Here is a 13283-nt window from a genome sequence, read left to right on the forward strand (position 1 = left end):
TACCGAAGGAATCGAAGTGGCAGATACCCGCACTCCGCTCATCGCCGGCAACTGGAAGATGAACCTCGACCACCAGCAGGGCACCGTGCTGGTGCAGAAGCTGGATTGGACGCTGCGCGACGGCAAGCACAACTACGACGAGGTCGAGGTCGCGATCATCCCGCCGTTCACCGACCTGCGCTCGGTGCAGACGCTGATCGACGGCGACAAGCTCAAGCTGAAGCTCGGGGCACAGGATCTCAGCCCGCACGACGAAGGCGCCTACACCGGCGACATCGCCGGGGTGTTCCTGAAGAAGCTCAGCTGCACCTACGTGGTCGTGGGCCACTCCGAGCGTCGTGAGTACCACGACGAGACCGACGAGGTCGTGGCAGCGAAGGTGAAGGCCGCCTACAAGAACGATCTGACCCCGATCCTGTGCGTCGGCGAGAAGCTCGAGACCCGCAAGGCCGGCGAGCAGGTCGAGTTCGTTCTCGGGCAGGTGCGTGCCGCCCTCGACGGGCTGGCCGCGACGTCCGCCCAGTCGATCGTCATCGCCTACGAACCCGTATGGGCGATCGGCACCGGCGAGGTCGCGACCCCGGCCGACGCCCAGGAGGTCTGCTCGGCGATCCGTGGTGAGCTGGCGAAGCTGTACGACCAGAAGCTGGCCGACGGCGTCCGCGTCCTTTACGGCGGCTCGGTGAAGTCGGGCAATGTCGCCTCGATCATGGCGGAGGCCGATGTCGACGGTGCGCTCGTCGGCGGCGCGAGCACCGACCCGGTCGAGTTCGCCACCATCTGCCGGTACAAGCAGCACCACGGCGGCGGCAACTGAGCACCGTCGGCCTGCGGTAACGCGTACGCCGACCCGGCCATCACGGCGGGTCGGCATACGGCTGCTCGGAGCGGCCTGGTCCATGCCGTAAAGTTGGACGGGTTGTCGCCGTTCGGCGACTGCCGAATGTTCCCGACGAAGGTGAGTTCCCGACGTGGATGCGGTGCGGATCGCGTTGCAGGCGGTGGTCGTGCTCAGCAGCCTGTTCCTGGTGCTGTTGATCCTCATGCACAAGGGCAAGGGCGGTGGCCTGTCCGACATGTTCGGCGGCGGTGTCAGCAGCAACCTCGGCGGCTCCTCGGTCGCCGAGAAGAACCTCAATCGCCTCACGGTGATCGCCGGTCTGACCTGGATCACGGCGATCGTCGGGCTGGGGCTCGTCGCGCGCTTCAGCGCCTAAGCACCAGAAGGAGAACGATCGTGGCAGGTGGAAACGCAATCCGGGGTAGCCGAGTCGGCGCCGGACCCATGGGCGAAGCGGAGCGCGGCGAGTCCGCACCCCGAGTCGTCATCTCGTACTGGTGCTCCAACGGGCACGAGACCAAGCCGAGCTTCGCGCAGGAGCCGGGCATGGTCGTGCCGGAGCAGTGGGACTGCCCGCGCTGCGGTTTCCCGGCCGGTCAGGACCAGGAGAACCCTCCTTCTCCGCCGAAGGCCGAGCCGTACAAGACGCACCTGGCCTACGTGAAGGAGCGTCGTAGCGACGCCGAAGGCGCCGTCATCCTGGACGAGGCGCTGGAGACCTTGCGCAACCGCGGTCTGATCAAGTAGCTCGAACGACGATGCCGCCCGAACCACGGTTCGGGCGGCATCGTCGTTTTCGGGGCCTCTCATGACCGGTTGCAGCGCCGGCGCACCTACTCGACCACCGGGATCAGCTTTGCTCGACCTTCGAGGCTGCTGCGGTGTCGAGCCACCAGGTTGTGCTCACCTGGCCGCCGACGACGGAGGCCGGGCACTCCATCGGGTCGCTGGAACTGAAGGCAGTCGCGACGGCGTCCGCCTTGTCTTCGCCGGCCACCATGAGCCAGACCTCGCGCGCCTCCGCGAGCGCGGGGAAAGTGAGGCTGAGGCGAGTGGGCGGCGGCTTCGGGGCATCCTGCACCGCAACGACGGTGACCCGGTCGACCAACTGGTCGCGGTGGCCGGGGAACAAGGACGCGACGTGACCGTCCGGCCCGACGCCGAGCATCAGGACGTCGAAGGTCGGCATCTGAGGCTTCTCCGGCAGACCGACCGCAGTCACGTCGGTGAACTCCGCCAGCTCCTGAGCGTATGCCTCGGCTCCCGCGGCAACGCCACCGTCATCGCTCGAGGGCATGCGGTGCACGTTGTTCGCCGGGACGCCCAGCTTCTTCAGACCCGCGTCGTCCGCCTGCTTGTCGTTGCGGTCGTCGTCGCCGGCGGGCACGAAACGTTCGTCGCCCCACCAGATGTGCACGCGCGTCCAGTCGCGCTCGTCGTCGGCGCGGGCGACCCAGGCCTTCATGAGTTCCTGGCCCATGGAGCCGCCGGTCAGCGCGATGTGCGCGTTCCGTCCGCGTCGCAGTGCCGCGTCGACCGCCTGCTCGAGGGCTTCGGCGATCGCCGCTGCCAGTTCATTCCTGTCGGGACGGACCTCGATCGTGCGGTCGCTCACGGCGCTCCTCGTTGTGCGTGCGGGGGAGAGGGTTACGTGCTCTTGCTCGATGATGTCTGCTTCGCCGCCGAAGTTGTTCTCATCAGCCCGATGTTCTGCAGCGCGAGTCGGTAGACCTCGTCCTTGTCCAGATGCCGCAGCTCCTCGCTGAGCGCCTGGGCCGTGGTCGGCCGGGGCAACGGGAACGGACGCGGTTGGTGACCCGGCTGGGTGAGCGTCGCCTGGTCGTCGGTCGCGCGTTCCAACACGATCGGTCCACTCGCACGCTCCATCCGGACGCTGACCAACCCGCGACCGGCCGCAGCAGACACCCGTCGGACCGGGCAACGCAACCGGACGGCGAGCCACCCACCGAGCAGGTCGGCACTGGCTGAATCGGATGCACCCGTCACCGTCACCGAATCGACCGATTCGAACGGAGACTGGTCCAATGCCGTCGCGAGCAGCGCTCGCCACCTGGTCGTGCGCGACCACGCCATGTCGGTGTCACCGGGCGTGTAGTTTTCGGCTCGACGGGCCAATGCCCGACGTGGGTTCTTGTCCAAGGACACATCGGTGATCCGTCGTCCGGCCAGCGAGCCGACGGACGAGCCGGCCAGTTCGGTCTCCCCGGCACCCGGCCACCACGCGACGACCGCCGAGTCGGGCAGCAGGAGCGGAGTGACGATGCTGCCGCCGTGTCGAGCGAGTTCGCCGTACATCCGCATCACCACGAGCTCGCTGACACCGGCCTCGCCGCCGACGCGCACCTGCGCATCCAGCCGGCTGGCCGCGCGACGGTGTCCGCTGACCAGAGCGAGGATGCGGCTCGGGTGCTCCCTGCTGGCCTCCGCGGCGGCGTCGATCGCGGCGTCCGCGTGGGCCTCGTCGGTGACGACGATGAGCGTCATCACCCGACCGAGAGTCACTGCACCGACCTGCGAACGCAGCCTGAGGAGTTGCTTGGAGATGTCGCGGGTGTTGCAGCTGGGCAGGTCGACGATCACGGGATCCTCCAGGAGCGGCCGTCGAGTTTCATCATCGTGTCGGCCGTCGTCGGTCCCCACGTACCGGCCTCGTACGGTGCGGGCTTGCCATGCCGTTCCCAGTACCGCTCCACCGGGTCGAGGATCTGCCAGGACAGGTCGACCTCCTCGTGTCGCGGGAACAGCGGCGGGTCGCCGAGCAGGACGTCGAGGATGAGTCGTTCGTAAGCCTCGGGGCTCGACTCGGTGAACGCGGTGCCGTAGCCGAAGTCCATCGTGACGTCGCGCAGTTCCATCGAGCCCGCGCCGGGCACCTTCGACCCGAAGCGGATGGTGACGCCCTCGTCGGGCTGCACACGGATGACGATCGCGTTCTGGCCGAGTTCCTCGGTCGAGTTCTCGTTGAAGGGTAGGTGCGGGGCACGCTTGAACACGACGGCGATCTCGGTCACCCGCTTGCCGAGTCGCTTGCCGGCGCGCAGATAGAACGGCACGCCCGCCCAGCGTCGGGTGGCCAGTTCGAGCTTCATCGCGGCGTACGTCTCGGTAGTGGAACTCTTCGCGATGCCGTCCTCGTCGAGATAGCCGATGACCTTCTCCGAGCCCTGCCAGCCCGCGGTGTACTGACCCCGCGCGGTGTGCTTGCCGATGTCGGCGGGCAGCTTCACCGCGGCGAGGATCTTCTCCTTCTCGGTGCGAAGAGCCTTGGCGGAGAACGAGTTCGGCTGCTCCATCGCGGTGATTGCGAGCAACTGCAGCAGGTGGTTCTGGATGACGTCGCGGGCGGCGCCGATGCCGTCGTAGTAGCCGGCGCGACCTCCGATGCCGATGTCCTCGGCCATCGTGATCTGTACGTGGTCGACGTAGTTGCCGTTCCAGACCGGTTCGAACAACTGGTTGGCGAAGCGCAGCGCCAGGATGTTCTGGACGGTCTCCTTGCCCAGGTAGTGGTCGATCCGGAAGACAGAGTCGGTGGGGAAGACCGCACCCACGATCTCGTTCAGCTTCCGGGCGCTCTCGCGGTCGTGACCGAACGGCTTCTCGATGACCACGCGACGCCAAGTGTCCGGCTTGGGCGTCGACAGGCCGGAGCGTTCGAGTTGCTGGCAGACGGTGCCGAACGCGGCCGGTGGGATCGACAGGTAGAACGCGTGGTTGCCGCCCGTACCGCGCTCCTGGTCGAGTTCCTCCACGGTGCGGGCCAACTCGTCGAAGGCTTCGTCGTCGTCGAAGGCACCGGGCACGAATCGCAGGCCCTTCGACAGGTCACGCCAGACGTCCTCGGAGAAGCCCGTGCGGGCGCCCTCCTTGACCGCGGCCTTGACGATGCGTCCGAAGTCCTGGTCCTCCCAGTCGCGCCGGGCGAAGCCGACGAGGGAGAAGCTGGGGGACAGCAGACCGCGGTTGTAGAGGTCGTAGATCGAGGGCAGCAGCTTCTTGCGGGCGAGGTCTCCGGTGACACCGAACATCACCAGACTGCACGGACCCGCGATGCGCGGGAGGCGGCGGTCGGCCGCCTCCCGCAACGGGTTGATCCCGCGTGCGACGCGAGCAGTGGTCACGAGTCGCCCTGCGAACCCGCGTGCGAACTGGTCGCGGTGCGGATCGCCTGGGTGAGATCGCTCATGCCCTGCTCGGTGTCGGTGAGGTGCACACGCAGCACCGGACGTCCCTTGTCGGCCAGCACCTTGGCGTCGCCGGCGGCCTGCGCTGCGACGAAGTCACCGAAGGTGAAGTCGCGGCCGGGCACCGACAGATCCTCGCGGGGCTCGGTGGTGATCTGCAGGTACACACCGAACTCCGGTCCGCCCTTGTGGTACTGACCGGTGGAGTGCAGGAAGCGCGGGCCCCAGCCGAACGTGACCGGACGGTGCAACGAACGGACGAACAGTTGCCGGACGTCGGCCAGCGACCGGTCGGCGATGCGGTCGAGGTAGGCCATGATCGCCAGGTAGCCGTCCTTCGGCACCTCGCGCAACAAGGCTGCGATCGCGTCCGCTGCCGTCGAAGCGCTACCCAGGAAGTCGCCCGAAGCGCGCACCTCGATGGAACCGTCGGTGAACGCCGGGTCGTCCGCCGCACCGGTGCCCGACTCGAGCATCGAGCGGGCCGCTTCCTTCGCCGATTCCACATCGGGCTGGTCGAACGGGTTGATGCCGAGCAACCGCCCGGCAACCGCCGTGGCGACCTCCCACAACAGGAACGTGGCGCCGAGCGTGCCCGAGACGGCGACGGCGTCGCCGCTCAGCGTGCCGGGGTCACCGGAGGTGAGGTGGACTACCAACTCGTCGTCCGTCTGCTCGTCGGTGTCGACCGATGCCTGACCGGCGACCACCGGAAGCAGACCCTTCCCCTGCTTGCCGGTGCTCTCGGCGATCAACTGCTCGACCCAGTCGCCGAACCCGACGGCTTCGGTACCGGCGTCGACGAAGACCAGCTTGTCGCGCAACGGCTGCGTGCCACCGATCGCGGCGCCCAGACGCAGGCCCGGGTTCGAGTCGTCGTCGGCACCCAATTCCTCTGTGGCAGAAGCAGCTTCGTCCAGCAGTGTTGAGATGTCGGCACCGGCCAGACCGCTCGGCACCAGTCCGAACGCGGTGAGAGCCGAGTAGCGACCTCCGACGTCCGGGTCGGCGTTGAACACCCGGTAGCCGTCCTTGCGGGACTGCTCGTCGAGCGGGCTGCCCGGGTCGGTGACCACGACGATGCGTTCGGTCGGGTCGATGCCCGCCTTCTCGAACGCGTCGACGAACGCCCGGCGCTGGGAGTCGGTCTCGACCGTGCCGCCCGACTTCGACGACACGACGACGACGGTCTGGTCGAGCTGCTCCTGGACGGACGCGCGCACCATGTCCGGCTGCGAACTGTCCAGAACGGTGATCGGCACCCCGGCGGTTGCGCAGATGACCTCGGGAGCCAGCGACGATCCGCCCATGCCACACAGCACGACTCGACTGACGCCCTTGTCCTGCAGCGACTTTCGCAGGTCCTCGATCTCGGCGACCAGCGGACGCGAGGACTCGGCGAGCCCTACCCAGGCCAGTCGCTTGGCCGATTCGCTCTCGGCGTCCTTGCCCCAGAGCGTCGCGTCCTGCGCGAACAGGCGGCTCGCGACATTGTCCTGGACGAGTTCGGGCAGGTGCCGTTCGATCGCGTCGGCGGCAGCGCCTACCGGCAGTACCTCGATGTTGCTCACTTGGCGGCCGCCTTGTCGAGCTCGCCCTTCACCGAGTCGAGCAGCTCGCCCCAGGAGCCCTCGAACTTGCTGACGCCTTCGTCCTCGAGCACCTTCACGACGTCGTTGTAGTCGACGCCCACGGTGTCGAGCTGGGCGAGCACTTCGCGGGCACCGTCGTAGCCACCGGTCACCTGGTCGCCCGCGACCTCACCGTGGTCGGCGAGCGCGTCGAGCGTCTTGGGCGGCATCGTGTTGACCGTGTCGGCGACGGCGAGGTCGACGACGTACATGGTGTCCTTGTACTCCGGGTTCTTCACACCGGTCGAGGCCCACAACGGGCGCTGGACGTGGGCGCCGTCGTCGGCGAGCGACTGCCAACGCGGGGTCGAGAAGACCTCTTCGAAGGCCTGGTAGGCCAGCCGGGCGTTCGCCACACCGGCCTTGCCCTTGAGCGCCTTGGCCTCGTCCGTACCGATCTCGTCGAGGCGCTTGTCGATCTCGGAGTCGACGCGGCTGACGAAGAAGGACGCGACCGAACGGATCTTGGACAGGTCGTGTCCGTTCTTGTCGGCCTGCTCCAGACCCTCGAGATAGGCGTTCATGACCGCGCGGTAGCGATCGAGGGAGAAGATCAACGTCACGTTGACGCTGATGCCCTCGGCGAGAACGGCGGTGATGGCCGGCAGGCCTGCCTGCGTCGCAGGGATCTTGATCATCGCGTTCGGGCGGTCGACGCTCTTCCAGAGCTTCTTCGCGCTCTCGATGGTGCCGTCGGTGTCCTTGGCCAGTCGCGGGTCGACCTCGATCGACACGCGTCCGTCCTTGCCGTCGGTGCTGTCGTAGACCGACATCAACTGGTCGCACGCGGTGCGGACGTCGTCGGTGGTGATCAGGAAGACCGCCTCGTCGACATCTGCTCCGTCGGCAGCGAGCAGTTTCACCTGCTCGTCGTAGGCAGCGCCGTCCGACAGTGCGGTGGCGAAGATCGTCGGGTTGGTGGTGACACCGACGACGTTCTTCTCCTCGACCAGCTTGGCCAGCTCGTTCTGCTCGAGCATCGTGCGGTTCAGGTCGTCCAGCCAGATCGAGACTCCGACCTCGGACAGTGCCTTGGTGTTGCTGTTGGTCATGTCATTCCTCTCGGGAATCAGCTGTATGTGCTTGTGACGGAGCGAAGTTCAGGCGGCGCTCAGTGCCGCTTCGACAGCGGCCAGACGGGCACCTCGACGTCGACGCCGGGGACAGCGTCACCGCTCGTGGCGTCCTTGATCGACTCCTGCGCCGCCGAGACGACGTGGTCGGGAGTGATGCCGAAGTTCTTCAGCACCAGTGCGCCGTCGGCGGACGAACCGAAGTGCTCGATCGACACGCAGCGGCCGGCGTCGCCGACGTAGCGGTGCCAGGGCATCGAGATCCCGGCCTCGACGCTGACGCGCGCCTTGACGGACGGCGGAAGCACCTGGTCGCGGTAGCTCTTCGGCTGCTTCTCGAACCATTCGAGGCACGGAGCGGAGACGACTCGGGCAGCAACGCCCTTGCCCTCCAACGCCTTTCGCGCCTGGATGGCCACGGACACCTCGGAGCCGGTGGCAATGAGGATCACGTCCGGCGTGCCGTCGGTGTCGGCCAGCACGTACGCACCCTTGGCGACGTTGTCGGCAGACGCGTACTCGCTGCGGTCGATCGTCGGCAGCGCCTGACGCGACAGCGCCAGACCGGCGGGGTGGTCGGTGGTCTCCAGGATCGTGCGCCATGCGACGGCGGTCTCGTTGGCGTCGGCCGGGCGGACGACGTCCAGCATCGGGATCGCGCGCAACGCGGCGAGGTGCTCGATCGGCTGGTGGGTCGGACCGTCTTCGCCCAGACCGACGGAGTCGTGGGTCCAGACGAACGTGACCGGGATGTTCTGCAGGGCAGCCAGGCGCACCGCCGGACGCATGTAGTCGGAGAACACCAGGAAGGTGCCGCCGTACGGACGGGTCAATCCCTCGAGGGCGATTCCGTTGAGGGCCAGGCCCATTGCGAATTCACGAACACCGAAGTGCAGTGTGCGTCCGTACGGGTTGCCCTTCCACTCCTCGGTCTGCCGATCGGCCGGGATGAACGAGGGCTGGCCGCCCATCGTGGTGTTGTTCGACTCGGCGAGGTCGGCCGAACCGCCCCACAGCTCCGGCATGACGTCGGCCAGCGCGGTGAGGATCTTGCCGGACGCCGCACGGGTGGCGATGCCCTTCTCGTCGGCCTCGAAGGTGGGGAGCGCCTTCTCGAAACCTTCGGGCAGCTTGCGGTCGACCAGGCGGTCGAGCAACGTCGCGTTGTCCGGGTTGGCCTTGCGCCACGCTTCGTACTTGGCGTCCCAATCGGCGCGCGCCTTCTTGCCGCGCTGCACGACACCGCGGGCGTGGTCGATCACGGCGTCGCTGACCTCGAAGGTCTTGCGGCCGTCGAAGCCGAGCAGCGTCTTCAGACCGGTGACCTCTTCGTCGCCGAGTGCCGAACCGTGCGACTTGCCCGTGCCCTGTTTGGTGGGCGATGGCCAGGCGATGACCGTGCGCAGGATGATCAGGCTCGGCTTGTCGGCCTGCGTCTTGGCCTTCAGCAAAGCGGCGTAGAGGGCGTCGACGTCCTCGACGTAACCGGGGTCGGTGGTGCCGTGCTGCTTGCGCCACGGGACCTCGATGACCTCCCAACCGTAGGACTCGTAACGGCCCTTGACGTCTTCGGTGAAGGAGACGTCGGTGTCGTCCTCGATGGAGATCTGGTTCTGGTCGTAGATCGCGATCAGGTTGCCGAGCTTCTGGGTGCCGGCGAGCGAGCTGGCCTCGCCGCTGACGCCCTCCATCAGGCAGCCGTCACCGGCGACGACATAGATGTGGTGGTCGAACGGGCTCTCGCCCTGCGGTGCGTCGGGGTCAAGCAGACCGCGCTGACGGCGCTGGGCCATCGCCATGCCCACCGCTGACGCGAAGCCCGAGCCGAGCGGACCGGTCGTGATCTCGACACCGGTGGTATGCGTGGTTTCCGGGTGGCCGGGCGTCGCCGACTCCCAGGTGCGCAGCGCCTCCAGGTCGGACAGCTCCATGCCGTAGCCGCTGAAGTAGAGCTGGATGTACTGGGTCAGGCTGGAGTGTCCGGCCGACAGCACGAACCGGTCCCGACCCAACCAGTGCGGGTCGGACGGGTCGTGGGTCATCACGTTCTGGTAGAGCAGGTACGCCGCCGGCGCGAGGCTGATCGCGGTGCCGGGGTGACCGTTGCCGGTCTTCTGCACCGCGTCGGCCGCGAGGATGCGCGCGGTGTCGACTGCGCGGACGTCGAGGTCGGTCCAGCCGACCGCGTCGGCCTTCGGCAGGGTCAGGCTGTCGTCTCGACCGGCGATGGGGGAGGCGTCCGTGGTCACGTGTGAGGGCTCCTTCGAAACGGAGGATTGGGTTCGTGTTCGAGCCTAGACCTGACGCACGCGTCGGTGTCGGCTGCGTGCGGGTCGACTGGGGCGCCGTGGGGTGGCGAGTCTCACTCGCGTCGGACGCCGGCACATCGGGTGAGCGTTCGGGCGGCCGGAACCGAAGGGATAGACTCGAGTTCGTGCGCGTTCACCGCACGAACCATCGTCAAGGAGCATCGTGACCACGATCGAGCCGCGTACGGCCGGCCGTACGAACGACGCCGGATCGACCGATCGCTCCACCCGCCAGGTGATTGCCGACTACGTCGCCCTCACCAAACCGCGGATCATCGAACTCCTTTTGGTGACCACCTTCCCGGTGATGTTCCTGGCCGAGCGCGGTATCCCGAATGTCTGGCTGATCCTGGCCACCCTTGTCGGCGGCTCGTTGTCGGCCGGTTCCGCGAACGCGTTCAACTGCTACCTCGACCGTGATATCGACAAGCTGATGCACCGGACCGAGGGTCGCCCGCTGGTCACCGGCGCAATCTGCCCGCGCAACGCGCTGATCTTCGCGTCCGTGCTCGGTGTGGCCTCGACGCTGTGGCTCGGCCTGCTGGTCAACTGGCTGTCGGCTGCACTGTCGGTGGGCGCGATCGTGCTCTACGTCGGCTTCTACACGATGCTGCTGAAGCGCCGCACCTCCCAGAACATCGTCTGGGGCGGCGTCGCCGGCTGCATGCCGGTGCTGATCGGCTGGTCCAGCGTCACCGACTCGCTGTCGTGGTCGGCGCTCGTGCTGTTCCTGGTCGTGTTCTTCTGGACGCCGCCGCACTACTGGCCGTTGTCGATGCGCTTCAAGGACGAGTATGCCAACGCCGGTGTGCCGATGCTCCCGGTCGTCGCGCAGGACACCGCGGTCGCCAGGCAGATCGTCATCTACTCCTGGGTGACCGTGCTGACCACGCTGGTGCTGATCCCGGTCGCCCCGATGGGTTGGATCTACACCGTGCTCGCCGTGCTGTCCGGCGCACTGTTCCTGGTCGAGGCGCACAAGCTGCAGGCGCGCGCCAAGCAGGGAGTGCCGTACTCGGTGCTGAAGCCGATGCGGCTGTTCCACTACTCGATCAGCTACCTGACGCTGGTCTTCCTCGGTGTCGCCCTCGACCCGATCCTGTACGCCGCCCTCCCAGGTCTGTAGTCGCCACCGGCGACCGCCTCACAGGTAGCCGTTCTCCCGCAGCAGCGCGACGATCGGCGCAGCGCTCTTCGCCTGCCGACCTGCACCCATCAACTCCGGCGTACATCCGACGAAGACGTCGATCGACACAGCCGGACCGGAGGCATAGTCGAAGACCAACGATCGGTTCTGCTGGGGTTTCGGCGCCTGGCCGCATGAACTCCAACCTTGTGCTGTGGTCGTCGGTAGGGCCCCCAGGACACGAATGACCTCGGTGCGCAGCGCTGCAGAGGGTGGGCGCATGGCGTTGCTCGCGTCGCAGACGGTGAATCCGATCGGGTCACCCGGGATGAGGTCACGGTCGCTTCCGACTCGTCCCGTCCCACGCGAACACCCCCCGTCCCGCGGCGGAGCCACCCATCTGGCCTGCTTCGCCGAATCAGTCAGCACGCGGCCGAATGCGGGGTCCGCCGTGAACGTGCCGTTCGACGTGGTGGAGCAGTTGTTCGGGTCGTCCTGAGCCGCCACCCAGACCGTCCCGGTCGGGTAGGTGAGTCCGAGCAGCTGGTTGGTGACTGGGCCACCCGCGGCGGTGCATGCCCGAACGGACGAACGGGCTCTCATCTGGTACCCGAGATCGTTCGGGATCCGGTCGAGCCCGGCGGCGAGGGTCGTCGATGTGGCGAGGGGGAAGGTCTTCCCTGCCACCTGCTGGTCCATGTTGGTGCCGGCCGGGTAGCTGCAGATGACGGCACTTGTCGGGACACCCGGCGGCACAAGGGAATCGGACGTCCCTGCCAGTGTCGCCGGCTGCGGTACCCACGTCGGTGACTGCTGCGCCCGTGCCGGGCACGTGGCGGTCTTCACGGGCGGTGTCGTCGGGCTGCTCGTCGAACCGGTGGACGATGTCGACGATGGCGCAGCAGTGGACCCGGGCGGCGACGAACCAGCGACCTTCTCGCTTCCGCAACCGCTGATGACGAGAAGTCCGGTGGCGATAACCGCTGTCCGGACGAGACGAGCGCTCATGATTCCCCCTGGTGTGTGATGAATCACAGCATGGCCCGCCGGCGGCGCTCTGTCTGCTGCGTACGCCGAATCGTGACGATGCGTCCGGCGAGCGGCTACACGTCCTCGCGGACCCGAAGCGACAGCAGCGCCCAGGTGACGCTCGCCACGAGCAGCGACGCACCGAGCATGTGCAGCAGCACGAGCACCCAGGGCAGGTCGGTGAAGTACTGCACGTACCCGATCAGTCCCTGCAGCAGGGTCACGATCAGCAGTGCGGTCCAGGCGCGCGGGGCGTTGGTGCCGGGTGCAGTGAGGCGGACGGCGACCAGCACGCCGATCACGAGTCCGACGAAGAGCATGACGGCATCGGCGTGCAACCAGGAGATCGTGCGCGGGTCGAGTCCGAGACGGACGGGTTCGTCGGCGTCCCCGGAGTGCGGACCCGAGCCGGTGACCAGGGTGCCGAGAAGGAGCACGACCGCGGTGAACGCGGCGACGCCTTGAGCAAGGCGCCAGATGCCCGGCCGGACGATGAGTCGCGCGGGCGCGTCACCTTCCCGGCCGCGCCACACCAGCCAGGCGGATGCTGCGACCAGCAGCATCGAGATCATGAAGTGCGCGGCGACGATCGCCGGGTTGAGGCCGGTCAACACCGTGACGCCGCCGACGATCGCCTGCAGCGCGATACCGAACAGCACCATCGCGGTCGGCAGTCGCAGCCCCTTGCGCTGCGGTGCGCCCTTGATGATCCCGATCAGCAGGGCGAGAGCCACGATGCTCAGCAGGCCGGTCAGTGTGCGGTTGCCGAACTCGACGTACTTGTGCCACGACTGTTCCTGGTGGCGCGTGGGCGTGATCGACCCCTCCACGCACTGCGGCCATTCGGGACATCCGAGACCGCTGCCGGTGAGGCGGACCAGTCCACCCGTCACCACGATGCCGATCTGGCAGGCAAGGTTCAACCAGAACAGCGTCGTCAGCCAGCGGGGAAGGGGACGCGAGGAGAGTGTGGGCAGGAGGAACCCGCGTCCGGCTGAACCCGCCGCCTCGCAGGTGCTCAGGTCGTGGTCGGTCCGGGTGCTCGTCATGTCAGGTGCCATTCGTCGTC

The 13283-nt window shown here is 67.5% G+C and carries 12 protein-coding genes; 4 read left to right on the forward strand and 8 right to left on the reverse strand.

From position 1 onward, the window contains the following. Nucleotides 1-16: 16 nt before the first annotated feature. From tpiA to EU513_RS06685, 3 genes are all read left to right on the forward strand, one after another. Complete coding sequence (gene tpiA, locus EU513_RS06675; RefSeq protein ID WP_129625106.1) at nt 17-817, forward strand: triose-phosphate isomerase; 801 nt, start codon at nt 17-19, stop codon at nt 815-817. A gap of 154 nt (nt 818-971) precedes the next feature. Continuing rightward, nucleotides 972-1217, forward strand: a complete 246-nt coding sequence (gene secG, locus EU513_RS06680; RefSeq protein ID WP_129625107.1) for a preprotein translocase subunit SecG — start codon at nt 972-974, stop codon at nt 1215-1217. A gap of 20 nt (nt 1218-1237) precedes the next feature. Next, nucleotides 1238-1588, forward strand: coding sequence for an RNA polymerase-binding protein RbpA (locus tag EU513_RS06685; RefSeq protein WP_129625108.1), 351 nt, complete (start codon nt 1238-1240; stop codon nt 1586-1588). 103 nt (nt 1589-1691) lie between these two features. On the opposite strand, the gene pgl is transcribed toward EU513_RS06685, so the two are convergent. The 6 genes from pgl to tkt are packed head-to-tail and all read right to left on the reverse strand — an operon-like array spanning nt 1692 to nt 9999. Further along, nucleotides 1692-2456, reverse strand: coding sequence for a 6-phosphogluconolactonase (gene pgl / locus EU513_RS06690; RefSeq protein WP_129625109.1), 765 nt, complete (start codon nt 2454-2456; stop codon nt 1692-1694). A 32-nt stretch (nt 2457-2488) separates the two neighbouring features. Next, nucleotides 2489-3442, reverse strand: coding sequence for a glucose-6-phosphate dehydrogenase assembly protein OpcA (locus EU513_RS06695; RefSeq protein WP_129625110.1), 954 nt, complete (start codon nt 3440-3442; stop codon nt 2489-2491). Continuing rightward, nucleotides 3439-4983 carry a glucose-6-phosphate dehydrogenase gene (gene zwf / locus EU513_RS06700; protein ID WP_129625111.1) on the reverse strand — a complete coding sequence of 515 codons (1545 nt, stop codon included), beginning with the start codon at nt 4981-4983 and terminating at the stop codon, nt 3439-3441. Before zwf ends, EU513_RS06695 begins: the two co-directional genes overlap by 4 nt. Beyond that, the gene (locus EU513_RS06705) at nt 4980-6617 is read right to left on the reverse strand and encodes a glucose-6-phosphate isomerase (protein ID WP_129625112.1); all 1638 of its coding nucleotides are present in this window, start codon (nt 6615-6617) and stop codon (nt 4980-4982) included. The genes zwf and EU513_RS06705 overlap by 4 nt, the downstream gene beginning before the upstream one ends. Then, nucleotides 6614-7729: a transaldolase gene (tal, locus tag EU513_RS06710; protein WP_129625113.1), complete on the reverse strand. Its 1116-nt coding sequence runs from the start codon at nt 7727-7729 to the stop codon at nt 6614-6616. The genes EU513_RS06705 and tal overlap by 4 nt, the downstream gene beginning before the upstream one ends. A 59-nt stretch (nt 7730-7788) precedes the next feature. Then, a complete protein-coding gene (gene tkt, locus EU513_RS06715) occupies nt 7789-9999 on the reverse strand; it encodes a transketolase (RefSeq protein WP_129625114.1) in 2211 nt (736 codons plus the stop codon). A 223-nt stretch (nt 10000-10222) separates the two neighbouring features. Between tkt and EU513_RS06720 the strand changes: the two genes are divergently transcribed. Next, nucleotides 10223-11185: a heme o synthase gene (locus tag EU513_RS06720; protein ID WP_129625115.1), complete on the forward strand. Its 963-nt coding sequence runs from the start codon at nt 10223-10225 to the stop codon at nt 11183-11185. A gap of 18 nt (nt 11186-11203) precedes the next feature. Here the strand turns inward: EU513_RS06720 and EU513_RS06725 are convergent, their stop codons facing one another. Together EU513_RS06725 and EU513_RS06730 are read right to left on the reverse strand one after the other, a co-directional pair. After that, on the reverse strand, nt 11204-12031 hold the full coding sequence (locus EU513_RS06725) for a hypothetical protein (RefSeq protein ID WP_129625116.1): 828 nt from the start codon (nt 12029-12031) through the stop codon (nt 11204-11206). Between the two features lie 257 nt (nt 12032-12288). Next, nucleotides 12289-13263, reverse strand: a complete 975-nt coding sequence (locus EU513_RS06730) for a heme A synthase (protein WP_129625117.1) — start codon at nt 13261-13263, stop codon at nt 12289-12291. Nucleotides 13264-13283: the final 20 nt, after the last annotated feature.

Source organism: Yimella sp. RIT 621 (assembly GCF_004146205.1).
GTDB lineage: Bacteria > Actinomycetota > Actinomycetes > Actinomycetales > Dermatophilaceae > Yimella > Yimella lutea.